Below are 24,384 nucleotides of genomic sequence, written 5' to 3'. Positions count from 1 at the left end.
TTACCAATTGAAAACCCTGGATTACATAGGGGGGCGTAAACTGTAAGTGTCGAAGCTCTTCACAGAGCAAATTAACTACCCGCAAAAGCGTAAGAGGCAGATTATGAATAAGATGACCCTAAAATCAGGATTGTTTGCGTTAATGACCAGTGCGGCCCTATTGGCTCCGGCAGTTTACGCCGCGGGCCCAAATAATGATGGCGGTTGCCGTCATGAGATGCGTGGTGAACACCGAGGCTATCATGGCGATATGCACAAGATGTTTCGTGGCCTGGAGCTTACCGATGCTCAGCGCAGTCAGATGAAGGAGTTGATGCAGTCTCATCGCGAGGCGATGCAGGCGAGTCGTCCATCGGATGAGGTGCGCGCCGCACATAAGCAGCAGATGCTGGATATGATCACCTCAGACAGCTTCAATGAAGCCGATGCTCAAGTAATGATGGCTCAGCGCAGTGAGCGAAAAGCCATGGCCGCCGTTGAGCGTATGAAGATGCAACGCGCTATCTATCAAATGCTTACCCCAGAGCAGCAGGCTAAATTTAAGGAGAATTTTGCCAATCGAGGTGGACGTAAAGGTAATCGCCCATAAGGTCTAACTGAGTTACACTTGGGTCATATTCTTCCCCTGCTAACAATTAGCTGTAATGTGACCCTATGACCGACACTTCCCAATACGATTTTTGGGTGAAACTGGCTAGCCGCGCCTCAGTGGCCACAGCGCTCATCCTGATAGTGATCAAACTGGCGGCCTGGATGTACTCAGGTTCCGCCAGTATGCTCGCCTCTCTAACCGATTCTTTTGCCGATGCCCTGGCGTCTATCGTCAACTTTATCGCGATTCGTTATGCCATAGTGCCAGCAGATAAAGATCATAGGTACGGCCACGGTAAGGCTGAACCCTTAGCATCTTTGGCACAATCGGCTTTTATCTTAGGCTCGGCGTTCCTGCTGCTACTTCATGGTGGTGATAGACTGATTAACCCGGCGCCGGTACAACATGCCATGGTCGGTGTGGTGGTATCTGTGATCGCTATCGTGTTAACCCTGGCTTTGGTGCTATTGCAGCGCCGCGCCTTGGCTAAGACCTCAAGCACCATTGTTGAGGCCGATGCCCTGCACTATAAATCGGATCTGTTTTTAAATGGCGCCGTCTTGCTGGCTCTGGTGTTGTCGCAATTTGGCTGGTGGTGGGCCGATGGCCTGTTTGCCCTGTTGATTGCCCTGTTTATCGGGCAACAGGCGATGGAACTGGGCTACCGCTCGGCGCAGTCCTTGCTGGACCGTGAGCTGGATGCCGATACTAAGCTCAAGATAGTACAGGCGATAGAGAAAGATCCCCGCATTAATGGCTTCCACGACTTGCGTACCCGTACATCGGGCAAGACTACCTTCGTTCAATGTCATCTGGAACTGGATGGTAACCTGCCGCTGGTGGAAGCCCATGCCATTGCCGATGCCGCCGAGGCGCGGGTAAGAAGCCTGTTCGATCATGTGGAAGTCTTGATCCATCAAGATCCTGTCTAGTGGTCAATCTGCTGGCGAAGAGATGTGAACTTCGCCAGCAAAATTCTACATAATCCTGCCTTTAGGGGAATTATTTCCCTGCCAATTCAAATGGAGTTCTTCTAGTATTAATTCTTCTATTGAGGAATTTTTATGGCAGAAGTAAAAAGTCGTGTCGGCCGTCCCAGCGGAGACACACAAAATCGCGATAAGCTGATTCTGGCGGCGAGAAATCTGTTTATCGAACGTCCCTATGCTCAGGTGTCTATTCGAGAGATCGCTAACCAGGCGGGTACAGATCCTGGCCTTATCCGCTACTACTTCGGCTCGAAGGAGCGTCTGTTCTCGACCATGCTCCATGAGACGGCGATGCCCGTGCTGGCCCAATTGCACAAGGCGAGAAAAGAGGTGCGTCAGGAAAGTCCGGCGGCATTGTTGCAGACTTACTACAGCGTCATGAGCAAGCACCCGCATTTTCCCAGAATGATTCTGCGCATCGCCGGACTCGATCAGAGCCTGCCGGAAAATGCCGAAGTGACCAAGGCCTTCAACGAGGTAGTTAACTTCGAGAATATGGCGATATTTCAACGATTAAAAGAGAAGGGCTTGCTGAAGGATGATGTGGACCCACACTGTGCTCAGCTGAGCTTCTTCGCCATGATGGTGTTCCCGTTTCTGGTGCCGGAAAATTTCCTGCAAAGAATCGGTATTGAGATCACGCCAGTATTTTTACAGCAGCTTGCAGAGCAAAATGCCAATTTGCTGCAACGCGGTCTGATGGGTGAAAAGGATACAAGTGATGAATAACAAGAAACGTTTTTTGTTGGTCGGTGTAGGGATTGGCGCCCTGGTGTTGATCTTGGCGGCGTTGCTTAAGCCTTCCCCTTCATTGGTTGCGGGTTATGACAAGGCCAGGCCGGTCGAGGTGATGACATTAACCGAGCAGGCTATCTCTCCGAGAGTGATCGGCTTTGGCCGGGTTGAGCCCAAGCATGTGTGGCAGGCGGTAGCCGAAGTGGGTGGCAAGGTGCTTTATCGTCATCCTCAGTTAGAAACCGGCCGCATGTTACCTCAGGGCACCTTAGTGCTAGAGATAGACCCCCTTGAGTATCAGCTCAAGGTTGCTCAGGCTCAGGCAAGCCTACATGCCACCGAGGCGCAGCTGACCCGCCTGGATCAACAAGAGAAAAACCTCAATACCAGCCTCAAGATAGAGCAGCAAAAGCTGGTGCTGGCTGAGCAGGAATATCAACGTAAGCTCACCCTGAAGAAACGTAATTTAGTCTCCAGTTCTGAACTGGAAAACCAGAAACAGTCACTGTTGGCGCAGACTAAGTTGGTGGAAGATCTGCAAAGCTCACTAAAACTGCTGCCCGATGATCGCAAGGTGAGTGAAGCTCAGCTCAGTGTCGATAGGGCTTCCTTGCAAGACGCCGAGCGTCGCCTGAATCAAACTAAGGTGGTGCTACCCTTCGATGCGCGTGTGTCAGATATCAATATCGAGCAAGATCAGGTGGTGGCCAATGGCGCCGTGATGTTGGTAGCGCATAGGCTAGGCACGGCCGAAATCAAGCTGGAACTGTCGCTACAGGATATGCGTACTCTGGTCAGCAGCATGTTCGAGGCATCACAACCTAGAAGCATGCCCTCCATCGACGAATTTGATCTCCAGGCTGAAGTCACTTTTCAGGCGGGTAATCATAGCTTTAGTTGGCCAGCCAAAGTTACCCGGGTCGCCGAAACGGTCAATCCAAATCAGGCCACTATAGGTCTCTATCTGGAGGTTGAGCAGGACTTTAATCAGATGGACCTGCTGCTGCGTCCACCGCTGACAAAGGGGATGTTTGTCAGTGCGGTGATCAGCGGTAAGCCCAAGCAACATTTGGTGATCCCAGAGCGAGCGCTGCGCGGCAATCAGGTCTATCTGATGGATGCTGAGCAGAAACTGGTGATTAAACCGGTCGAGGTGTTATTTCGTCACGAGCAATGGGTGGCCATTGAGGGGGAGCTTAACCCGGGTGATACCTTAGTGCTCAACGACCTTATCCCGGCGATTGCCGGCATGTCCCTTAAGCCTGTGACCAATGAGGGAGGGGCAAAGCTGTGATAGCTTACATCACCAGGCATCCTACTCTGGCCAACTTGCTGATGCTGGCCTTCCTGCTGCTGGGATTGATCAACATGAGCAGCATTAAGCGTGAAACCTTTCCCGAGTTTTCACCACCCTATGTGATCGCCTCCGTGGTTTATCCGGGTGCTTCTCCGGTGGAGGTGGAGGAGAGTATCTGCCTGAGCATGGAAGATGCCGTCGATGGGTTGGCCAATATCGAAGAGGTGAAGTGTGATGCCCAGGAGGGGATCGCCTCGATGCGGTTAAAGCTAGAGTCTCAGGCCGATCTGGGGCGCATGTTGGTGGATGTGCAAACCCAGATTAATGCCATTAAGAATTTCCCCAGTCAGATTGAATCGCCCATAGTCAAGGAGCTGGATTGGGCCGAGCCTGTGGTGGATATTGCCGTTGTAGCCGATACCAGTTGGCCACACCTGAAGAGCTACGCCGAAGATCTAAAGCGTCGACTTAAGATAGATGCTGGGGTCAGTTTGGTCTCTATTGCCGGGTTTTCCGATCATCAGTTACGTATCGAGCTTAATGAGGTGGATATGCGCAGGCTTGGCCTGACCGCCGGCGAGATCGCCGATAAGGTAGGTCGGCAGAATGTGAAGATGCCGGCGGGTAACATAGAGCTGAAAGATAAGAATATTCTGCTGAGATTCGACGAGCGTAAAGTGACACCTGCCTCGCTGGCGAAGATCATCGTCGCCTCTAACCCCGACGGCAGCGTGGTGCGTCTGGGTGATATTGCCAGCATCAGCGACAGGTTTGAGCTCGATGAGGAGCATATTAAGTTCAATGGCAGTAATGCCGCCCTGATTAAGATCCAGAAAAACAAGGCCGACGACGCCCTGAGGATCAAGGCCAAGGTGACTGAGTTTATTGAGCAGGAGCAGGCCCGCGCGCCGGATGGCATTCGACTGACACTGACCAATGATCTCTCCTCCGTGTTGCAAGACAGGCTGCAGATGATGATAACCAATGGTTGGCAGGGGATCATCTTAGTCTTTCTCAGCATGTGGCTGTTCTTTTCATTGCGCTACTCCTTCTGGGTGTCGGCCGGTCTGCCGGTCGCCTTTATGGGCGGCCTCTATTTGATGAGCCTGTTTGGGGTATCGATCAACCTTATGAGTCTGGTGGGGCTCTTGATGGCGATCGGTATCATGATGGATGACGCCATAGTGATCGCCGAATCTATCGCCTCTCATATAGACAGAGGTATGGCGCCCCACGAGGCAGTGGTTAAGGGCGTGCGCAAAGTCGCTCCTGGTGTGGTTTCCTCCTTCCTGACTACAGTGCTGATCTTCAGCGCACTACTGGGGCTGGATGGCCAGATGGGCGCTGTATTGTCCGCCATTCCGACCGTGCTGATCATGGTGCTAACCATCAGCCTGTTTGAAGCCTTTCTGATTCTGCCCAACCACCTTAATCATTCCCTGTCGCATGCTAAGCCCGAGACGACACCAAACCGTATCGGTGAGCTTAAGGCGAGATTCCTCGCCCGGTTTGAGGCGTTTCGTAACCATAGGTTGGTCGACATGGTGAGCTTTATGGTGCGCTGGCGTTATGTCAGTGTTGGTGCCACCTTTGGCTTGCTGTTGATCTCCATCGCCTTAGTGGTTGGCGGTGCGCTTAAGTTTGTGCCCTTTCCCGATCTGGATGGCGATATCGCTGAGGCGCGCATCATCTTGCCGCCGGGCAGCGCCTTGAGTCAGACCCAAGAAGTGGTTGAAACCTTAATTGCCAGCGCCAAGCGAGTCGGCGACAGGTATACCCATGAGGTGGAAGATGAGCATGAACTGATCCGTGATATCACGGCGCAATATAACTTTAATGCCGACGCTGGCGAGAGCGGCCCCCATGTGGCGACCGTCAGGCTGGATCTGCTGTCGGCCGAGACGCGCAATACGCTGATCGAGGATTTTATCCGCGATTGGCGTATCGAGACGGGTGAGCTGGCCATGCCGCTGTCCTTAGTGTTCAAGCAACCCACCATGGGACCGGCTGGCAGGGATATCGAGATACGTTTGCAGGGCGATGACCTGGATATGCTCAAACAGGCCTCGGTCTCACTGCAGAGCTATCTTGGGCAGTTTGATGGCATTAGTGGCATTCTTGATGACATGCGCCCCGGAAAGGAGGAGATCAAGGTCAGCCTGCGCCCGGGTGTGGAGAGCTTCGGTATCGATGGCCAGCTGGTGGCATCGCAGCTGCGCAGCGCCTACTATGGTCAGCTCGCCGATGAGGTGCAGGTGGGGCCGGAGAATATCGAGATCGAGGTCAGGCTCAACAAGCAGCAGGCGGGGGACCTGCATGCCCTGGCCAATTTCCCCATCATGCTTAACGACGGTAGTCAGTTGCCGTTATCGTCCATTGCCTTGCTGCAAGATCAACGCTCCTACGTGCGTATTCAACGTATCAACGGGCTGCGTAACGTGACCGTGATGGCCGATGTCGACAACCAGCGCGCCAATGCTAACGAGACCATTGCCGCGATCAAGCGCGAGTGGTTATCTCAGATACAGACTCAGTTTCCAGAGCTGAGGGTGGATTTCGAAGGCTCGGCCAAGGAGACGGCTAAGACCGGCAGCTCTATGGGTAAGGGCTTCTTGATCGGTTTGTTTGGCCTGTTCGCCATCTTAAGTTTTCAGTTTAGGAGCTATCTGGAACCTGCCGTGGTGATGCTGGCGATCCCCTTGGCCTTGATCGGCGTACTCTGGGGCCATTTGCTACTGGGCTATAACCTCTCAATGCCCTCGATCATGGGCTTTATTTCCCTAGCGGGCATAGTAGTGAACGACTCTATCCTCCTGGTGCAATATATTCGCCACCATGTGGATGAGGGGGATAGTGTGCATCAGGCGGTGGTGAGTGCCAGTCGTGAGCGTTTCAGGGCGGTGTTTTTAACCTCGCTAACCACGGCGGCGGGTTTGTTACCTCTGCTGCTGGAAACCAGCCTGCAGGCTCAGGTGGTGCAGCCCCTGGTGGTGTCGATTGTGTTTGGTATCTTTGCATCGACCCTGCTGGTCTTGTTTGTTATCCCCTGTGCCTACGCCATATTGGCCGATTTTGACAAGGTAAAGCCTCATACCGAGTTATAGGGTGAGATAACGAGTCTAAGGCAAATAGAAAGAGCGGCCTCTATATGAACATAGAGGCCGCTCTTGTTTTTTTGGTTAAAACTAAGCGGACTTAGAGTGAGGCGGCCTCGCCCAGATAACTCAGGCGCGCCATTTGGCTCTGATCTTTAAGCTCAAGCGCCTTGATGGCGTAGGGAGCCACCAGACCCGAAGCGGCGAGCTGCTCGGCGTCGAAGCTCAGACTTATCTGACCATCGGCATCGAGCCACTGAGCCGTCTCGGCGCGCAGGATATTGCCCTGTTTACCTTGAGCATCCGTGCCGGCTAACACGGCAGACACCTGATAGCGTCCTGGGCTTGCGACTTGCAGGTCGAACACCGCTTGGGTTGGCTTGGTGTCTTGCCAATGTATGTTGGCCTTGTCTAGCAGCTTGGCTGCGGGCACATATTGCTTAAAGGCCGTCTTGACGGTGCGGATTAGCGGCAGGCCGTTAACCCGGGTCTCTATGTCGAGCTGGATCTCGCTCAGGCCCAAGTTGCTGCTGGGCAGGGTTAAATCGTCCGGTAGCTGGGCCTGCCACTGTTCGCCCTGTTTGACCACGGCTAAGCTGTGGTAACGGCCATCGCTCTGCTTCAGGGTCGCCGTGGGGCTAAGGTCGATGTCGCTGTTGCTCAGCTTTAGATCGAAGGCCAACAGGGGCGTTTGACTGCTCAGATGCTTAGGCGCAGAGAGTGTCAGCTGATAGGGGCTGCCCTTCTCCTTGACGTTGACCAAATAGCTGTCGTTAGCACTGAGGGGCTGAACAACTTGTAGCTGATACATACCTGGCGTTGCCCGCTTTGACAGCCTTAAGGCGCTGGAGTCGTCGACGATACCAGCGGTCGCCATTGCCTGAGGATCGCTCATGGATTGGATTAGTGAGACCGACTTATCAAGAGTTTGCTTATTGACCTTGTAGAGGCGCAGTTGATCCGGCGAGATGGCCGGGCTCTGACGCAGTGCGCCCGAGCTAACATCGCCCCTAGGTGCCACCCGAATCACGCTATCACTCTGGCTGACAGCCAGCATGATTCCCTGATTCAGCTCAGCGCCTGAGACGGTGCGCCAATACTGGTCGCTACTGCTCTGTTCCAGTTGGGTTGGTGCCATGAGTTGGGCTGTATGGTTTATGGGGGCGCTGAAGCTCACGCCGCCACGATTGCCATTGACTGGCGGCAGCTCGGTGGCCGCCAGAGTGTCTACGGCGAGATCCCCTGAGGAAGGTGCCAGCAGGGTCACCTGAGTGACGGTCACGGCACTGGCCTGTGAGGCATTATCTGCCTGAGGATCATCGCTTTGACAGGCGGTCAGCAGGACGGACAGGGCGAACACACTCGCCATTTTGATTGATGGTTTCATCTTATGGCTCCTAGATATGGTCGCGGATCAGGGTGTCGAGATTAAAGCAGGCGCGGCGGCTCTGCTGGTGGCTCAGGGGCTCCTTGCCAGCGGTGCGCTGGATATCGGTAAACCAGACGCTGCCCGCCGCCGATTGTGATCGGCACTCCAAGAAGCCGTCAGAGCAGTTGTCGAGCCAGTTCTGGGTGGTCTCGAGGGCCACTTGATACTGATAGCCCGCGCAGTAGCTGTCGCCGTCCCATATGGCGGAGTCGACATCTGAGCCCACGACGACCTCGAAGGGAGAGGGCAGCGCCGGGCGACCCGTGGTGCCATAGAGCCAGCTGTTGTTATAGCTGCTCATCCAGCTGACTTGTTGCTGTTTTACCGCATTGCTGCCATAGCCCAGTAGCCAGCCAAGGGAGGTCTCGAAAACATTGCCTTGGGTGACGGCATCAGCCAGAGGTGTGCCGCCGCTGGAGGGGGCCAGGGCGATCACCTTAGAGGTGGCACTGATGATCTTGGGATAGCGACTGTCCCAGGTAGGATTGGATAGGATCCAGCGCACCACATTGCCCCCATTGGAGTGGGTCAGCAGGGTGAGATCCTTGATGTTTTTATTGTCAATAAACTGGGTAAGTTGTCCGGCTAGGCAGCCTGCGGCGGCGTCATCCCACATGTATTGGTCGAAATCGCAGTTGATCACCAGGTAGTTATCGGGCGAGGCTGCCCCCTGGCGGACTGAGTCGACAAATTCCCTCGTCCAATAGTCCGACAGCGCATCGGTCTGATGCCCGGTACCATGGATAAACACGAGTCCGGAAGCGGCATAAGTCAATGGGCTGACAGCAAACAGACCCAGCATCATGAGCTTTTGGTAGATCTTCATTGGCTTATTTCTCTTATTTTGATGATGTTGTCCTTAGTGAGTTTTGACGACTAAGGTTGAGTTACTCAGGTGTTGAGATCAGACATCTGACCTCTTAAGGGAAACTAACGGCAGGATAGTACGGCGGCAAGGCTTTTTAACGGTACATTAGTACCAGTTAAACTATGGTTAGGTGTTTGATTGTTTTAAACAAAATCGCATATGACGCTAGCCGTGGGCTTGAGGTCGTCTGCTGTGTTTGAATATCGTACGAAAAAAATTGCACCTTTATTGTGCAAGAGGGAGCCGCTCGACTCATCGCTAGTGATTTTATCTGTGAGCGGCTTATCTACTAGTTTTCGATGGTTGATTTACTAGTGTTTACGGTTGAATATTCGGTAGTTTTTAACCCGCATCAAGGGTGTAGATGGGCTTGTTCGCTAAGGTCCAATAGCGCCTGAGCCGCCGGGGTAAGGGGTAAGTCTTTACGCCAGATCAGCGCCAGATCCCAGGTGAGATTAGGTTTGATGGGGCGGAACACCAGTTCGCTGCCCTGTAACTTATGGCAGATAGGTTCCGGCAAGATGGCGACCCCCATTTGTGCCTCCACCATGGTCGCCAAGAAGTCCCACTGGCCGCTGCGAAAGGCGATATTCAGTTGTACGCCAGCCTGATGGCTTAGGCGCGTGATCAGCTTGGCCAGTGAGAAGTCTTCGTTGTAAAGAATAAAGGGATAGGCCTCGAAGTCTTGCCAGGTGACTGCATCTTGCTGAGCGAGGGCGTGATCTTTGGGTAGACAGGCCAACAGCGGATAGCGGGTGAGAGCGCGGTTGGCTAACTCCTCGTCATGGGTGGTGGGCAGGGCGGTGAAGGCGATATCCAAGCTGTTATTCAATAATGCCTTTTCGCAACCGAAGCCCCCGTATTCGTACATCTGTAACTCGATTCCAGGGTATTGCTGGCGAAAGGCGGTGAGCAGATCGATGATCAGGCTGCTCATCATGGGACAGACCCCGAGACGCAGGTTGCCTGACTTTAGACCGCTGAGGTTGGTGAGATCTTCTTGGAGTCTATGCCATTGGCCCAAGATCTCTTGGGCACTGTGTTGTAGCAGTATGCCCGCCTGGGTCAATTCGATCTTCTGGTTATTCCTGTGTAGCAGTTGTTGGCCCAAATTATCTTCCAGGCGCTGAACTATCTTGCTCAGGGTCGGTTGAGTGATAAATGACTTTTCCGCTGCCCGAGTAAAATTTCCCGTTTCAACTAGGGTAAGGAAGTAATGTAAGCTCTTGATTGGTATGTTCATTCTTATATGGCATTCACAGGATACAGTTTATTCATTTTACTAATAATCGCCTTAGTATTACTTTGATCGAGTTGGCAAAAACGAGGGGAATATTATGAAAGCGAATCAAAGTTTATGGGTAGGTGCTTTATGGCAAGCGGCTATGCCAAATGAATCTATCGAATCTGAATATCAGTCAGAGAGTGTTGTTGTTAGCGCAAACAATGTACCTGTAGAAGAGGCACAGAAGCACCCAGCTTAAGCTGGGTGCTTTCACTCAATCCATCTCAAGTTCTTTCAGCTTACGCGTCAGGGTATTACGACCCCAGCCCAGACGCTTAGCTGCTTCCTGTTTATGTCCTTTGGTGTGTTTCAGCGCCGTTTCTAACAGAATTTTTTCAAATGCCGGTTGTATCTGCGTCAGCAGATCGCTTTCACCTTCGCTTAAACGCTCATCGATCCACTGAGTCAGCGCCTCTTGCCAGCCGCCTTTGCTTGCGTCATTGCTACTGGCATTGTTGGCACTCGGGGTGAGCAGCTCGGGTGGCAGATCCTGTGGCAGAATCTCTTGACCTGAGGCCATCACCATCAGCCAGCGACAGGTATTTTCAAGCTGACGTACGTTCCCCGGCCAAGGCAGGCTGGCTAAGGTCTCGGCAGTTGCCTTGGTCAGTATCTTAGGTTCGACGCTGATCTCCTTGGCGGCCGTGGCGAGGAAGTGACGTGCTAGCTGGGGGATATCCTCCCTGCGCTGTGACAGCGGCGGCAGATGTACCCGAATCACGTTGAGACGGTGGAAGAGATCTTCACGAAAATCCCCTTTAGCGACCAATGACTCCAAATTTTGGTGGGTCGCGGCGATGATGCGCACATCCACCTGCACCGGTGAGTGACCGCCGATACGATAGAACTGACCGTCGGCCAGCACCCGCAACAGGCGCGTCTGCACATCCAGCGGCATATCGCCTATTTCGTCGAGGAACAGGGTGCCACCATCGGCTTGTTCGAAGCGGCCCTGGCGCACGTTGGCCGCGCCGGTGAAGGCACCTTTTTCATGGCCGAACAGCTCAGATTCGATCAACTCCTTGGGGATTGCCGCCATATTCAGGGCGATAAAAGGTTTGTCTTTGCGCGGGCTGTGTTTGTGCAACGCGCCGGCAACCAACTCCTTACCTGTACCCGATTGGCCGTTGATCAACACGCTGATAGAGGAACGCGACAGACGGCCGATGGCCCGAAACACCTCCTGCATGGCCGGGGCCTCGCCGATGATCTCGGGCGCTTTAACTTCGGGTTGGCTCTTGGCCTTAGGTGATTGCTCTTTAGCGTGGCTCAGGGCGCGTTCCACCAGACCGATCGCCTCGTCGATATCGAAAGGCTTGGGCAGGTATTCGAATGCACCAGCCTGATAAGCACTGACGGCACTATCCAGATCGGAATGGGCAGTCATGATGATCACCGGAATATGGGGATAATGCAGCTGCAGGCGATCGAGTAGCGTCAGGCCATCTGTGCCCGGCATACGAATATCGGAAATGATCACCTGAGGTTGTGCCTGCTCCAGCGCCTGCCATAGGGATTCGGCGGCGGCGAAGCTGGTACAGCTTATTTTGGCACCTTTAAGCGCCCGTTCGACAACCCATCGTATCGAACTATCATCATCGAGAACCCAAACTTTTTCTGTCATACACCTACTCTCTTAAGTTGAATACTCATAAGACACACACGCTAACTCTTAAGTGGCAGCAGTATGGTAAATTCGGTTTTACCGGGCACTGAGTCGCAGTCTATGCGTCCACCGTGCAGCCTGGCGAAATTGTGGGCAATGGAAAGCCCTAGTCCTGACCCTTGCTCTCTACCCGTGACCATAGGGTAGAAGAGGGTATCCATCAGCTCAGGTTTGATCCCTGGACCATCATCAATGATGGACAGCGCCAGCACTAACTTATGGCGTGTAGTGCCTAAGGTGACCTGATGTTGGGTGCGGGTCTTGATGCGAATTTCGCCACCCTCGTCTTCAACTTCCAGGGCCTGAATGGCGTTCTGTACTATGTTGAGTACCGCCTGTTGCAGCTGCTCCTGATCCATTTCGATATCCGGGATAGAAGGGTCATAGTCCTGGATCAGATGGATATTACTTGGCAGCGTGACGGCAACCAGCTTGAGCACCTTCTGGATCACCTCATGGATATTATGCAGGCTGTGCTCAGTGGGCTTCTGAGGGCCGAGCAGCCTGTCGACCAAATTACGCAGCCTATCAGCCTGCTCTATGATGAGGTCGGTAAACTCGCGCTGGTCGGCGTCTTCTAGTTCACGAGACAGTAGTTGCGCCGCGCCTCTGAGGCCTCCTAGGGGGTTTTTGATCTCATGGGCTAGATTGCGCACCAGATACTGAGCCGCCTGTTGTTGGGCATCTAAGGTCAACTGCTGATGAATCCGCCTTTGTTGATCCACCTGGCGTAACTCCAGTAGCCCTTGTTCAGGCTGATCGGGCTGATTTTCCAGTGGTGTCAGCGTCATGTCGACCGTATGCTGCTGACCATCCAGCGTTACCAGGTTGGCTGTATTGATTGTGAGCCCCTGATGTTCCTGAATGGCTGTGCGAAGTAACTGATAATCTATGCTGAGTAACTGGCAGCAGTCGGGGAGGCTGTGCTCTGTGAGGCGATGACTGCCTAACCCAAGAAGTTGCTCTGCCGCGCTATTGGCATAGCACAGCTTGAGATCATCTGAGATGACAAGTACGGCTGTCACCAGATGATTGAGCAGAGGGTCTGTGTTCATTTACGGCTCCCGGGAAGAAGGTTGCACCATAATGGTGCACCAATTTGGTGCACGCTGCAAGCTATCTTCACCGGATGCCCTATCGAAGGGAATTTCTAAGTTGTTAAAAATTAAGGTCTAATTTTTTAACCGCCCCCAAATGGGGTTGCCCTAGGAAGTGCATTTATAGTCGTTCGGTGAAGAAAGACGGTTCTAGGGGGAGTGGATGCAAGTTGTTTGCCGTTTTGTGCCAAGGCCTTGATTTCAAATTTATGTTCGCCGCGATCGACATTTTCCAGACTAAATACGGGAGTCGCCTGAGGCGGGCTCATCACCTTGCCATCCATGAGTAATACCAGCACATGACCGGCCGCCAGATCTGGGGTAATAGAGCCGATCACCGTAATATTGCCGTTATTGTCGCGAATGGTTTCCTCTTCGATGGGGCTGGTGATGCTCATCTTATAGAGTGCCTTGGGCTCCTCCTTAGCGGGGGGAGTGTGTTCGCGCACCACTGGGGGCGGCAGTTTGACCTGATTTTGGGTATTTTCTTTGAATTCGACCTGGGTGGAGTTCTCTACCGGGGTGTCCGAGTAATGTACCTTGCCATCCTTGTCGACCCATTTGTAGATGGCTGCCTGAGCTCCCAGGCTCACTAATAGCAGAGTAAACAGCAGTAACGGGCGCATAAACATTCCTTTTATACCTTGTCTTTGCTACAGATTAGTCGCTTTCGCGGTAAAAAGCATCAGGGCTAGGGCTTGTTGACCTTTCCTGTTTGTTTTTGCTGCCGTTTGTAGTTGATTGGTGCAAGGCAGAGCCTGTGCCGTGTAGTTACGCTACACAAACTGGCGATAACGCAGTAGCAATTGCCTACAAGCGCAGCCCAAGGGGTTCATCTAAACGCGTCTATCTCATTATGAAAGGCTTCCAGCCTTTCACCACCGACTGTTAGAAATCGTTCCAAGCGATTTCTTGGTTGTTTGCCATTCCCATAGTGCAACTATGCGTCATGGCACAGCCCTTGAGCATAACGCGTTGAGATTGAACAAAAATTAAACCTGAAAGATAAACAGGCCCTAAGTTATAGGCAGTTGATGGCGAGAGAAGGTCTGTTTCAGTACCACGGTCGACTCTATGCTGGCGATACACTTAAGGCCGCCCAGAGAGTGTTTGACGAAGCCTTCATATTCCAGCAGATCATGAGCGACTATCTTAAGTAGGTAATCGTAGGCGCCGGTGATCACCGAGCATTCCTGTACCTGAGGTAGACGACTCATCTCCTGTTCAAACTGCTCGCCATAGGTGGCGGAGTTTTCGGTGAGTCGCACAAAGGCATAAACAATGACATTGAGTGCCAGCGCCTTTGGGTCGAGACGGGCGCTGTAACCCTGAATATAGCCGTCCTGTTCCAACTTCTTGATGCGGCGCAGGCAAGGGGTGTCGGACAGGTTGAGCCGGTTGGCCAGTTCGGCGACGGGCAAGCGCCCCTCATCTTGCAATATGCTTAAGATCTGTTTGTCTTTGCTGTCGAGTCGTTTCATTGTCCAAGAGCTTCTTAGTGGGGTGAGTCACAGCCTAATAGCAAGGCTTATCGCTAGATGGCTTATTTAATCTTGTTGGTTATCACTATTTAAAGGTTTATTTTGATCGGAATCCACTAAAATTTCTGTATTTTGGTGATAGATATTGCAGGTTTGCGCTAATGGCTTAATGGTAGCTTATTGAGTCATTATTAAAATAATTAAGAGATAAAAACCCTATGAGTCAAGATGTCGCGGCCTTCGATCACTGGATCAGGCAGGAGTTTGTCGAGATCAACTCGGCGCTGGAGCGCCTCTACATGCAGCAGAGCGATCCCGCTAATGTGGTGGGAATTGGCGACGATCTTAAGGCACGGCTGGAACAGGAAGGGCGCACCCTTATTAAGGCCTTGCTGGACGAGGGCAATACCGATGAGGGCTTCGATGCCGCCTTCGATCTGCTCGGCAATGTTGGCCTCTATATGGCCGCCTGTCGTCGTCACGAGATCACCGAACCGAGCCGTGAAACCAGCTCGCCGCTGCTGGAGGCCTCTGCCCTGGCGATGCATATCGGCGCCTCTATCGGCGTGACCCCGCGCTTTGCCACTGCTCACCTGACCACCCACAATCGCGCGGTGAATGGTCTTTATAAGCGCTTTACCGATCTCGACGATGAGAAACTCTTTGTCGACTACAATACCAAGGGGATTTTGGCCTACAAGCGGGCGGCCGATGCGCTGCTAAAAATCCAACCCCTGGGGATCTCTCATCCTATGACCGCCGAACTCTTGGCCGTGGCCAAGGTAGCACTGGATCAGGTGATCGCCTCAAATCAAACCCTGTTTGAGCGTCTCGATACTCAGGCGTTTTTCAACAGTGTGCGCCCCTACTACAAGCCCTACCGTGTCGGTCAGCAGGTTTATCGCGGCGCCAACGCCGGTGATTTTGCCGGGATCAATGTGATCGATCTGCAGCTGGGTCTCTGCTTCGCCAACGAGGCATCTTACTCTCAGCTGTTGGTGGATAAGTTTCTCTATATGATGCCGGAAGATCAGCGCATCTTGCGCGACTGCATGCGCCGCACCAGCTTGATGGATGAGTTTCTTGCCGCGTGGGAGCAGCGTGATCAGCCTTGGTATCGCGAAAACCTGCAGCAGTTTCTGCAGGTGTGTGATGCCCACGGTCAGGGGGCGATACAGCACCACGACCAGCTGGTGGAAAAGTATATTGCTCAGCCGGCCAAGCAGATGGAAAGCCAACATATCGATAAAGTGACCGCCAGTGGCCCGCCGTTACCTGTACTCTTGGGGGCGCTGGAGAAGCTCAGAGACAGACGTGCCGCCGCCAAGCGCGATGATATTCGTACCCGTTACGATGATATGGCCAAACTTCGTGCCAGCTTAGAGGGGTAATCCATGTACCAGAAAGATTTTGTGATGCCTAAGGCGGTTTATCTGCTGAATCACTCGGTGGGACGGCCGCAGCAGAGCTTGCGTCAGGCGTTCGATGAGCACTTCTTTCTGCCTTGGCAGGGCTCGGGGCGCGAACCATGGGGAGATTGGTTGGCTGTAGTGGAAGATTTTCGCATCCAGCTGGCCAGGCTGTTTAATAGTGATGCAAAGTTGTTTTGTCCTCAGGTCAACCTCTCCAGTGGCCTCACCAAGCTGGTGCAATCTCTGCCCAGACTGACGCGCCCTGGGGCGGTGATCCTGATGAGTGAGAACGATTTTCCCAGTATGGGCTTTGCCTTACGTCAGGCGCTGCCTGAGGCTGAGCTGCGTTTTATTCCTGCCGATCAGGATGTGAGCCTGCTGGAAACTTGGCGGCCCCATCTGAGCGCCGATATCGATCTGGTGTTTATCAGTCATGCCTATTCCAACACGGGGCAGCAGGCGCCACTGGCTGAGCTTTTGCCCCAGGTACGCGCCTTGGGCGCGCTCTCTTTGGTGGATGTGGCCCAGTCTGCCGGAGTATTACCCTTAGATCTTAGCGCCTTGGCGCCCGACTTTTTGTTGGGCTCTAGCGTTAAGTGGCTCTGCGGCGGCCCCGGCGCCGCCTATCTCTGGGTCAATGGTGAACAACTTGCAGCGTGTCAGCCTCGGGATGTGGGGTGGTTTAGCCATGAGAATCCCTTCGAGTTCGATATTCATGACTTTCGCTATCACGATTCGGCGCTTAAGTTTTGGGGCGGTACCCCTTCGGTGGCGCCCTATGCCATGGCTGCCCACAGCATCAGCTACTTTGCCGACTTGGGGAGCGCCAAGGTACGCCAGCATAACCTGATGCAACTTGAGCGCATTTGGGACTTACTTGGCGAGGCAGTGCGTTCTCCCAGGGGGGCTTCTCGTTGCAGCGGCACCGCCATTTTGCACTTTGGCGAGAGGCAGTCGCAGGTGCTAGAGGCGCTCACTCAGGCCAACATCAGCTTGGATGTGCGCCAGCAAGGGATGCGTATCTCGCCCCATATCTATAATGGTGAGCAGGATATGCAGATCTTGTTGGAGGCCTTGAGCCCCTTCAGTGGTTAGCCGGCGGGGTTATCAAAGATAAGGGTTAACAAAAAAGCCAGGCTCTAGGGCCTGGCTTTTGTATCAGAGACAGTGTCTCGTCCTGAAATGTTTTTAGCGCTTTGCTAATGTTTTTCTAACGCTTCGCTAATGTCAGCTCGACGAAACGTTTGATGATGGCGGCATTGGCCAAAATGCGCTGATCGAAACTTTGCTTGCCTGGGGTTTCACTACACACGCCGACGCTAGCGCCCAGACGAACCAGGAAGGCTTCGAAGGAGAGGTCGAAATGGTTGAAGATGATGCCATCTTTTACCGGGCAATCATCGATCAGTCCGTCCTGGGCGATAGGGAAATAGTGTCCTAGGGCGTCGCGCAGTTCACGGCTGAATTGGCCGGGTTGCTGATTGGCCTCGAAAGAGTAGATGTAGGTGTCATTCATTAGCACATCTTCATGGCAGGTCAGTATGCCATCTTTACTGGCGGCGGCCAGCAGCTGTGAGTGCGCCAGTAAGATCTCACCCTCGCTTGAGGTATCTTGGTTGCTACGGCCACGACCATTTTCCAGCACGAACCCACGATTAGGGTTTTGCCCCTGCTTATTAAATCTGTGTCCTCGCTTGAAACCTGTGGGGTTTACCAGAGGCAGTAGGCTGAGATTGAGCTGACTAAAGAGTTCGGGTTCCAGCTCGTTGAGAAAGTAGAGCAGACCCCAAGGGCCGGCAGCCTCTTCACCGTGAAAGCCTGCGCTGATCAGGATAGAAGGCTGATCGGCTTTCTGCGCTGGTGATTGATACAGTTCCAGTGGGTGTGGCCCGGCATCGCCCAGTTTTCGCGCCTGTAGACCCAGTCGGCTGGTCTGCTCAGACAGGCGGGCATAAAAGGTGCTGATTTCATTGCTTTGACAACTGAAAATATCACTGTGCCAGGTAAAAGACTGGAAGGGATCACGGCTAGACATAATGGATTCTAAGGTAATTGTTGGGCGTGATCATGATAGCAGTTTGGTCATAAAGATAAATCAATTTTGTGGTGCTTGTCAGGTGGTTAAGCCGATAGCATCTCTTGGTAAATAGGCATAAAAAAGCCGCCTTAAGCGGCGGCTTCTTCAAGCGATAATCCTATCTTACAGGAAAGGATTACAGGCTGTAGTACAGCTCGAACTCAGCTGGGTGAGTCGTGCGAGATACTTTCTCGGCTTCAGCAGTCTTCAGTGCAATGTAAGAATCGATGAAGTCATTGCTGAATACGCCGCCACGAGTCAAGAACTCACGGTCTGCATCCAGGTTCTCTAGTGCGTTCTCAAGAGAGGTCGCAACCTGTGGGATCTCTGCCGCTTCTTCAGCTGGTAGGTCGTACAGATCCTTGTCCATAGCTTCACCTGGGTGGATCTTGTTCTGGATACCGTCAAGACCAGCCATTAGCAGTGCCGCAAACGCCAGGTATGGGTTAGCCGTTGGATCTGGGAAGCGAGTCTCGATACGACGAGCCTTAGGGCTTGGTACTACTGGGATACGGATAGACGCAGAGCGGTTACGTGCCGAGTAGGCCAGCATGACAGGTGCTTCGAAGTGAGGTACTAGACGCTTGTACGAGTTAGTGCTTGGGTTAGTAAAGGCGTTCAGCGCGCGAGCGTGCTTGATGATACCGCCGATGTAGTAAAGTGCTGTCTCGCTCAGACCGGCATACTTGTCGCCAGAGAAGAGGTTAACACCGTCTTTTGCCAGAGATTGGTGAACGTGCATACCGCTACCGTTGTCGCCAACGATTGGCTTAGGCATGAAGGTTGCTGTTTTGCCGTAAGCGTGGGCCATGTTGTGAACCACATACTTAAGGATCTGGATTTCATCGGCTTTTTCAGTCAGCTTGTTGAAGCGAGTTGCGATCTCGTTCTGACCGGCAGTCGCCACTTCGTGGTGATGCGCTTCAACTACTTGACCCATCTCTTCCAGTACCAGACACATGGCGCTACGAAGATCTTGTGAAGAGTCAACCGGTGCTACTGGGAAGTAACCACCTTTAACGAATGGGCGGTGACCAGTGTTACCGTCGTCATAGTGAGTACCTGAGTTCCAAGCCGCTTCTTTAGCGTCTAGCTTAACGAAACAGCCAGACATGTCTGTGCCGAATTTAACGTCGTCGAACAGGAAGAACTCTGGCTCAGGACCAATCAATACGGTATCGGCGATACCAGTAGAGACCAGGTACTCTTCGGCTTTCTTAGCGATAGAGCGTGGGTCACGGTCATAACCAGTCATAGTGCCTGGCTCAAGAATGTCACAACGGATCAGCGCTGTGGTTTCTTCGGTGAACGGGTCAAGTACGAAGGTCGTTGGGTCTGGCATCAGTACCATGTCTGATTCGTTAATGCCTTTCCAGCCAGCAATAGATGAACCATCGAACATTTTACCGTCTTCAAAGAAATCGGCATCAACCTGATGAGTAGGGATAGAAACGTGCTGCTCTTTACCTTTAGTATCGGTAAAACGCAAATCAACAAACTTAACTTCAAGTTCTTCTAGTTGTTGTAAAACTGATTCAACTGACATTCTAAAGTCTCCGAGTAGAGTAGAGGGGATGCCCTTCTTATATCATTCAACGTTGCGACCAACGCGGTTATGGCATGAGTATAGCTAGACTCATGCCAAAAGTTTAAAGTATTGATTTTTATAGGAACAATAAAGATGGTCAGTGACGGGAATCGCACGTTTGCACCATTAAGGTGCATTGCTTGCACCCTGCTGGTGCGGTCACCAAGATGGTGCGCACCAAGATAAACCTGACTATTCATGCTGACTAAAAAATAATCCTGTGCGAGAGCCCTCTGCTAGAGTAGAATGGCACGTTTTTTATTGCAACAGCTATTATTAGAGCTGTTATCAATACCCTATTTTTTTGATGGTAAGAGGTTTATCCGTGTTAGAGAATTTACGTAACATCGCCATTATTGCGCACGTTGACCATGGTAAAACGACCCTGGTTGATAAGTTGCTGGCACAGTCTGGAACCCTTGAGACTCGAGGAGAGGCCGCTGAGCGGGTGATGGATTCCAACGATCTTGAGAAGGAGCGTGGAATCACGATTCTGGCGAAAAATACTGCCATCAAGTGGAACGATTATCGTATTAATATCGTTGATACCCCAGGTCACGCCGACTTCGGTGGTGAGGTTGAACGTGTACTTTCTATGGTTGACTGTGTGTTACTGCTAGTTGATGCGGTCGATGGTCCAATGCCACAGACACGTTTCGTGACCAAGAAAGCTTTCGCACAGGGCCTTAAGCCTATCGTAGTGATCAACAAAATCGACCGTCCAGGCGCGCGCCCTGATTGGGTTATCGACCAGGTATTCGATCTGTTCGACAACTTAGGTGCAACCGACGAGCAGCTGGACTTCCCGATCGTATACGCCTCTGCACTCAACGGTTTCGCGACTCTGGATCCTGAAGACACAGGTACCGACATGACACCGCTGTTCGAAACCATCGTTGAGAAGGTTTCTTCACCGGATGCTGATGCCGAAGGTGCTTTCCAGATGCAGATCTCTCAGCTGGACTACAACTCATATGTAGGCGTTATCGGCGTTGGCCGTATCAAGCGTGGTAGCGTCAAGGTAAACCAACAGGTTACTGTTGTGTGTGCCGATGGTAAGACTCGTAACGGTAAGATTGGCCAGGTTCTGGGTTACATGGGTCTGGATCGTCACGAAGTGACTGAAGCTAATGCTGGCGACATCGTAGCAATTAACGGTCTGGGTGAACTGAAGATCTCTGACACAGTATGTGCCGTAGGCAGCGCTGAAGCCTTGCCGCCTCTTTCTGTGGACGAGCCAACACTGACCATGACTTTCCAGGTCAACACCTCTCCATTTGCAGGTAAAGAAGGTAAGTACGTGACATCACGTAACATTCTTGAGCGTCTGCAGCAGGAGCTGATACACAACGTGGCACTGCGCGTCGAAGAAACTGACAGCCCAGACCGTTTCCGCGTATCGGGCCGTGGTGAGCTTCACCTGTCTATCCTGATCGAAAACATGCGTCGTGAAGGCTACGAGCTAGCGGTTTCACGTCCAGAAGTGATCATCAAAGATATCGACGGCGAGAAGTGCGAGCCATTTGAAACTCTGACCGTGGATGTTGAAGAAGAACACCAAGGTGCGGTGATCGAGAAGCTAGGTACTCGTAAGGCCGACATGCGTGACATGCAGCCAGACGGTAAGGGTCGTGTACGTATCGATTTCATCATTCCTAGCCGTGGTCTAATCGGTTTCCAAACCGAGTTCATGACAGCCACTTCGGGTACGGGTCTTATCTACCACTCATTTGACCATTACGGTCCAGTGAAGGGCGGTGACATTGGTCAGCGTCAAAACGGTGTGTTGATCTCTAACGCTACTGGTAAGGCACTAACCTTTGCTCTGTTCGGTCTGCAAGACCGTGGTCGTCTGATGATTGGTCACGCTGCCGAGGTTTATGAAGGCCAGGTAGTGGGTATCCACTCTCGTGCTAACGATCTGACAGTGAACTGTCTGAAAGGTAAGCAGCTGACTAACATGCGCGCCTCTGGTACCGACGAAGCTCAGGTACTGACACCGCATATTCAGATGACCCTTGAGCAGGCGCTTGAGTTTATCGATGACGACGAATTGGTAGAAGTGACCCCGCTAAGCATTCGTGTGCGTAAGCGTCACCTGACCGAAAACGATCGTAAGCGTGCTAGCCGCGCCTCAAAAGACGCTTAATTTGGGTTTGCACCATAAGGGTGCAACTTAAGTTACTAGCCCCGGACATGAATGTGTCTGGGGCTTTTTTATGCTGGCCTAGAATGATTGCTTATTAAGGTCATTATGATTTTGTTGGCCATATGCCTGTAAAACACCCATGCTAGCTTTTCAGCTTGTTCGCCTTGGTCACTGAAGGTAACAGGTGGTAAGGGCTCGGTCAGTCTGGCGTATTTATTTTGGATAAGAAAATAGCAATATCGCTGAATACCTAGGCTTTTTTGCTATCCTTCTAGGGGGAGAGAGTTTGTTAGTAAAGCTGGCGCCTTGAATTTACCGCTATCTTGAGAGGTGCGCTGCAAAGACATAGCATCATCACTGTTTCAATCGCTAAGTGTGCGATACTTGAGCTAAATACTGATCGCCAAGTCTGTATGACATCGACAAAAGTCATGTTTGCTTCTGGCAGAGTTTAATGAATATCAATAATAATTTGTATGCTTCAGTTGTCAGAGGTGTATCTTTAGGAGGAATATCATGGTGCCGATAAAGGTTTTACTGTCTTTACTTGTCTTCTTTGCCCCATTGAGTGTTGCCCAGCAATCATTTTTTCCCATTTGGGGGGAGGAAGCAGAGGCGCGCGGTTATACCCTACCAAAACCTTATGGTATTTCACTTTCTTATATGGATATGAGCAATCCTGTTACGGTCAATAGCATTGATCTGACGGGGCATCCGGTACTCGAAGCCATAGATATCGACGCCACACATGCTGATTTTAAAGGGTCAAATGTTACGCTGCGAGGCGATGTGTGGATTTTTCCATTTATGAATCTATACGGCATTATTGGTTACACCGAAGGAACCAGTACCGCTAACATTACTTCTTTGCATTGTGACGCCACATCGGTGCCTGGTATTGGCAATAAAGCCTTATGCCTACTGCTCGATACTGCAGGAGCCAATTTGCCGGATAACGCTACTTTTCAATTGGATATGGATGGTGGAACCTATGGTATAGGCACTACCTTGGCAGGTGGCGTAGGCAATTGGTTTGCTTTGGTAGACATTAACTACACCTACACCAGTATTGCCGCCATTAATGGCAATATTAAAACCTTAGTGGGGGCTCCTCGCGTAGGCTACCGTTGGGCGTTCGACGGCGGTCGTGAGTTGAGGGTGTTTGTGGGCGCCATGTATCAAGATGTTCAGCAAGAATTATCCGGTGATCTGAAAAGTTTAAATCTTCCGCCACAGGTGGTGGACTTGATCGATACACTAAGTCCTGAAGCGGGCTTTGCCGTTAGCCAAAGTGCAGATGAAAACTGGAATGGTATCTTAGGTTTCCAATATGCCTTTAATCGCGATTGGGATATCTTAATGGAGGCTGGATTTGGTGAGCGTGAGACCCTCTTTATAGCACTGGGACGTCGATTTTAAGGTGCTGATATGATTAAAAAAGTAATGCTTGTTATTAGCTTGTCCATATTCACATCAAGCATGAGCTTTGTTGCAGCCAGTGAGGAGCCAACAGAAGAACCTGAGTTGACTCTGTATCAGAAATACCAGAATTGGCTAGAGAAATTTTTGTTGGAGTTAGGTGCCGATGGTCAGTTTAACCCAGAAAAGGGCGTTGACTGGAGTGTGATGCCGGGACCTTTCTATACACCAGAGAAGAAGTTCGGTATCGGCGTGTCGGCGGTTGGTTTATACAAGCTAGATCTCAATGATGCGGTCTCTCAGCCAAGTTCAATAACCATTAATGGTTTCGGCTCAATCAATGGTGCCTATGGCGTATCTGTGCGCAATGCAAACTACCTGATCAATGATAAATACCGCCTGTTTGCCGATGTAGAATTAACGGATTCCCCTGATGTCTTTCATGGACTGGGCATTGATGCTGGCAAGCACAATGGCCGTGTCGATTATGATCGCCGTACCTATTCTGCCGGAGTGACGGGAATGGCGAGGATATTCCCTTATACCTACTTAGGCCTAGGGATGACATTCTCCCATAATGAGGCCGCTAACATTGAGCTCCAGCAGGTCGAGTTACCCTGGCTTGGCGATGGCATTGCCCAGTTTCCTGAAACACAGAATAACCTTGGCGGTTTAGTTAGCGTGACCTACGATTCAAGAGATTTTGCGCTTAATGCGTCGAAAGGGCGATTGGTTGAGCTTGAGTATCATAATTTCAGTACAGCGTTAGGCTCAGACAATGATTTTGAACGTGTAAAGTTGAATTACAGCGAATACTACACTTTGTCAGTGGTTCCCGGTGTGCTCGCTTGGCAGTTGCGCGCAGAGTCTAATTTTGGCGAGGTCAGCTGGGATCAGATGGCATTATTAGGTGGGGCCGGAGCTTTACGTGGTTACGAACAAGGCCAATACCGAGATAAGAACATGCTTATCTCTCAGTTGGAGTATCGTCAGCCAATAACCGGCCGCCATGGAATGGTGTACTGGTTAGGGGCGGGTACCTTGGCCGATGAGTTTGATCATTTAGGTCAAGACAGTTGGCTCTATACTGTTGGCCTTGGCTATCGATTTGAGATTAAGCAAAGAGTCAATTTGCGATTGGATATGGGCTTTGGTAATGACCAGAGTGGTTTTTATTTTGCCATTAACGAAGCGTTTTAATAGAT

At 51.8% G+C, this 24,384-nt stretch carries 20 protein-coding genes; 11 read left to right on the top strand and 9 right to left on the bottom strand.

What is annotated here, in order from left to right; genetic code table 11:
* Positions 1-103 precede the first annotated feature (103 nt).
* The 5 genes from CFF01_RS17645 (at position 104) to CFF01_RS17625 (ending at position 6,717) form a co-directional block, all read left to right on the top strand.
* Entirely contained in the window at positions 104-589 is a 486-nt protein-coding gene (locus CFF01_RS17645) for a Spy/CpxP family protein refolding chaperone (protein WP_232479473.1), read from the top strand.
* A gap of 65 nt (positions 590-654) precedes the next feature.
* Positions 655-1,524 (top strand): cation efflux pump FieF, encoded by an 870-nt coding sequence (gene fieF, locus CFF01_RS17640; RefSeq protein ID WP_033540740.1) that lies wholly within the window; start codon positions 655-657, stop codon positions 1,522-1,524.
* A gap of 132 nt (positions 1,525-1,656) precedes the next feature.
* Positions 1,657-2,310 (top strand): TetR/AcrR family transcriptional regulator, encoded by a 654-nt coding sequence (locus CFF01_RS17635; RefSeq protein ID WP_088905651.1) that lies wholly within the window; start codon positions 1,657-1,659, stop codon positions 2,308-2,310.
* Positions 2,303-3,610: an efflux RND transporter periplasmic adaptor subunit gene (locus CFF01_RS17630; protein ID WP_088905650.1), complete on the top strand. Its 1,308-nt coding sequence runs from the start codon at positions 2,303-2,305 to the stop codon at positions 3,608-3,610. The genes CFF01_RS17635 and CFF01_RS17630 overlap by 8 nt, the downstream gene beginning before the upstream one ends.
* On the top strand, positions 3,607-6,717 hold the full coding sequence (locus CFF01_RS17625) for an efflux RND transporter permease subunit (RefSeq protein WP_088905649.1): 3,111 nt from the start codon (positions 3,607-3,609) through the stop codon (positions 6,715-6,717). The genes CFF01_RS17630 and CFF01_RS17625 overlap by 4 nt, the downstream gene beginning before the upstream one ends.
* 91 nt (positions 6,718-6,808) lie before the next feature.
* Here CFF01_RS17625 and CFF01_RS17620 read toward each other — a convergent pair whose 3' ends face one another.
* The 3 genes from CFF01_RS17620 to CFF01_RS17610 all read right to left on the bottom strand — a co-directional run bounded on the left by CFF01_RS17620 (position 6,809) and on the right by CFF01_RS17610 (position 10,248).
* The gene (locus tag CFF01_RS17620; protein WP_088905648.1) at positions 6,809-8,095 is read right to left on the bottom strand and encodes a DUF4785 domain-containing protein; all 1,287 of its coding nucleotides are present in this window, start codon (positions 8,093-8,095) and stop codon (positions 6,809-6,811) included.
* Between the two features lie 10 nt (positions 8,096-8,105).
* The gene (locus CFF01_RS17615; protein ID WP_088905647.1) at positions 8,106-8,963 is read right to left on the bottom strand and encodes a hypothetical protein; all 858 of its coding nucleotides are present in this window, start codon (positions 8,961-8,963) and stop codon (positions 8,106-8,108) included.
* Between the two features lie 394 nt (positions 8,964-9,357).
* Positions 9,358-10,248, bottom strand: coding sequence for a LysR family transcriptional regulator (locus CFF01_RS17610; protein WP_033540733.1), 891 nt, complete (start codon positions 10,246-10,248; stop codon positions 9,358-9,360).
* Between the two features lie 94 nt (positions 10,249-10,342).
* Here CFF01_RS17610 and CFF01_RS19180 point away from each other — a divergent pair, with 94 nt between their 5' ends.
* Positions 10,343-10,489 (top strand): hypothetical protein, encoded by a 147-nt coding sequence (locus CFF01_RS19180; protein ID WP_157705022.1) that lies wholly within the window; start codon positions 10,343-10,345, stop codon positions 10,487-10,489.
* Positions 10,490-10,504: 15 nt separating this feature from the next.
* Here CFF01_RS19180 and glnG read toward each other — a convergent pair whose 3' ends face one another.
* The 4 genes from glnG to CFF01_RS17590 all read right to left on the bottom strand — a co-directional run bounded on the left by glnG (position 10,505) and on the right by CFF01_RS17590 (position 14,534).
* Positions 10,505-11,914: a nitrogen regulation protein NR(I) gene (glnG, locus tag CFF01_RS17605; RefSeq protein ID WP_033540732.1), complete on the bottom strand. Its 1,410-nt coding sequence runs from the start codon at positions 11,912-11,914 to the stop codon at positions 10,505-10,507.
* 41 nt (positions 11,915-11,955) lie between these two features.
* Complete coding sequence (gene glnL, locus CFF01_RS17600) at positions 11,956-13,011, bottom strand: nitrogen regulation protein NR(II) (protein WP_033540731.1); 1,056 nt, start codon at positions 13,009-13,011, stop codon at positions 11,956-11,958.
* Positions 13,012-13,136: 125 nt separating this feature from the next.
* Positions 13,137-13,679, bottom strand: a complete 543-nt coding sequence (locus CFF01_RS17595; protein ID WP_198387091.1) for a DUF4124 domain-containing protein — start codon at positions 13,677-13,679, stop codon at positions 13,137-13,139.
* 390 nt (positions 13,680-14,069) lie between these two features.
* Complete coding sequence (locus CFF01_RS17590) at positions 14,070-14,534, bottom strand: Lrp/AsnC family transcriptional regulator (protein ID WP_033540729.1); 465 nt, start codon at positions 14,532-14,534, stop codon at positions 14,070-14,072.
* Positions 14,535-14,752: 218 nt separating this feature from the next.
* On the opposite strand from CFF01_RS17590, the gene CFF01_RS17585 reads away from it, so the two are divergent.
* Entirely contained in the window at positions 14,753-15,925 is a 1,173-nt protein-coding gene (locus CFF01_RS17585; RefSeq protein WP_088905645.1) for a PrnB family protein, read from the top strand.
* Positions 15,926-15,928: 3 nt separating this feature from the next.
* Positions 15,929-17,041 carry an aminotransferase class V-fold PLP-dependent enzyme gene (locus tag CFF01_RS17580; protein WP_088905644.1) on the top strand — a complete coding sequence of 371 codons (1,113 nt, stop codon included), beginning with the start codon at positions 15,929-15,931 and terminating at the stop codon, positions 17,039-17,041.
* A 115-nt stretch (positions 17,042-17,156) separates the two neighbouring features.
* On the opposite strand, the gene CFF01_RS17575 is transcribed toward CFF01_RS17580, so the two are convergent.
* Both CFF01_RS17575 and glnA read right to left on the bottom strand, forming a co-directional pair.
* Positions 17,157-17,981 carry an N-acetyl-ornithine deacetylase gene (locus CFF01_RS17575; protein ID WP_088905643.1) on the bottom strand — a complete coding sequence of 275 codons (825 nt, stop codon included), beginning with the start codon at positions 17,979-17,981 and terminating at the stop codon, positions 17,157-17,159.
* A gap of 178 nt (positions 17,982-18,159) precedes the next feature.
* Positions 18,160-19,569, bottom strand: coding sequence for a glutamate--ammonia ligase (gene glnA / locus CFF01_RS17570; protein ID WP_088905642.1), 1,410 nt, complete (start codon positions 19,567-19,569; stop codon positions 18,160-18,162).
* A 367-nt stretch (positions 19,570-19,936) separates the two neighbouring features.
* Between glnA and typA the strand changes: the two genes are divergently transcribed.
* The 3 genes from typA (at position 19,937) to CFF01_RS17555 (ending at position 24,379) form a co-directional block, all read left to right on the top strand.
* Entirely contained in the window at positions 19,937-21,760 is a 1,824-nt protein-coding gene (gene typA / locus CFF01_RS17565; RefSeq protein ID WP_088905641.1) for a translational GTPase TypA, read from the top strand.
* A gap of 516 nt (positions 21,761-22,276) precedes the next feature.
* On the top strand, positions 22,277-23,179 hold the full coding sequence (locus tag CFF01_RS17560) for a hypothetical protein (protein WP_088905640.1): 903 nt from the start codon (positions 22,277-22,279) through the stop codon (positions 23,177-23,179).
* A gap of 9 nt (positions 23,180-23,188) precedes the next feature.
* Entirely contained in the window at positions 23,189-24,379 is a 1,191-nt protein-coding gene (locus CFF01_RS17555) for a BamA/TamA family outer membrane protein (protein ID WP_232479472.1), read from the top strand.
* The last annotated feature ends 5 nt before the right edge of the window (positions 24,380-24,384 follow it).

It is taken from the genome of Shewanella marisflavi, assembly GCF_002215585.1.
Classification (GTDB): domain Bacteria; phylum Pseudomonadota; class Gammaproteobacteria; order Enterobacterales; family Shewanellaceae; genus Shewanella; species Shewanella marisflavi.
The sequence above is the reverse complement of the archived record's forward strand: the minus strand, read 5'-3'. Positions and strand labels throughout refer to the sequence as shown.

Bases quoted from the DNA above. Each gene is read 5' to 3' on its own strand.
- CFF01_RS17590 (WP_033540729.1), bottom strand. From the start codon at position 14,534: ATGAAACGACTCGACAGCAAAGACAAACAGATCTTAAGCATATTGCAA.
- CFF01_RS17580 (WP_088905644.1), top strand. From the start codon at position 15,929: ATGTACCAGAAAGATTTTGTGATGCCTAAGGCGGTTTATCTGCTGAAT.
- CFF01_RS17560 (WP_088905640.1), top strand. From the start codon at position 22,277: ATGGTGCCGATAAAGGTTTTACTGTCTTTACTTGTCTTCTTTGCCCCA.
- CFF01_RS17620 (WP_088905648.1), bottom strand. From the start codon at position 8,095: ATGAAACCATCAATCAAAATGGCGAGTGTGTTCGCCCTGTCCGTCCTG.
- CFF01_RS17630 (WP_088905650.1), top strand. From the start codon at position 2,303: ATGAATAACAAGAAACGTTTTTTGTTGGTCGGTGTAGGGATTGGCGCC.
- fieF (WP_033540740.1), top strand. From the start codon at position 655: ATGACCGACACTTCCCAATACGATTTTTGGGTGAAACTGGCTAGCCGC.
- glnG (WP_033540732.1), bottom strand. From the start codon at position 11,914: ATGACAGAAAAAGTTTGGGTTCTCGATGATGATAGTTCGATACGATGG.
- CFF01_RS17615 (WP_088905647.1), bottom strand. From the start codon at position 8,963: ATGAAGATCTACCAAAAGCTCATGATGCTGGGTCTGTTTGCTGTCAGC.
- CFF01_RS17645 (WP_232479473.1), top strand. From the start codon at position 104: ATGAATAAGATGACCCTAAAATCAGGATTGTTTGCGTTAATGACCAGT.
- CFF01_RS17635 (WP_088905651.1), top strand. From the start codon at position 1,657: ATGGCAGAAGTAAAAAGTCGTGTCGGCCGTCCCAGCGGAGACACACAA.
- CFF01_RS17610 (WP_033540733.1), bottom strand. From the start codon at position 10,248: ATGAACATACCAATCAAGAGCTTACATTACTTCCTTACCCTAGTTGAA.
- glnL (WP_033540731.1), bottom strand. From the start codon at position 13,011: ATGAACACAGACCCTCTGCTCAATCATCTGGTGACAGCCGTACTTGTC.
- CFF01_RS17575 (WP_088905643.1), bottom strand. From the start codon at position 17,981: ATGTCTAGCCGTGATCCCTTCCAGTCTTTTACCTGGCACAGTGATATT.
- CFF01_RS19180 (WP_157705022.1), top strand. From the start codon at position 10,343: ATGAAAGCGAATCAAAGTTTATGGGTAGGTGCTTTATGGCAAGCGGCT.
- glnA (WP_088905642.1), bottom strand. From the start codon at position 19,569: ATGTCAGTTGAATCAGTTTTACAACAACTAGAAGAACTTGAAGTTAAG.
- CFF01_RS17585 (WP_088905645.1), top strand. From the start codon at position 14,753: ATGAGTCAAGATGTCGCGGCCTTCGATCACTGGATCAGGCAGGAGTTT.
- CFF01_RS17595 (WP_198387091.1), bottom strand. From the start codon at position 13,679: ATGCGCCCGTTACTGCTGTTTACTCTGCTATTAGTGAGCCTGGGAGCT.
- CFF01_RS17555 (WP_232479472.1), top strand. From the start codon at position 23,189: ATGATTAAAAAAGTAATGCTTGTTATTAGCTTGTCCATATTCACATCA.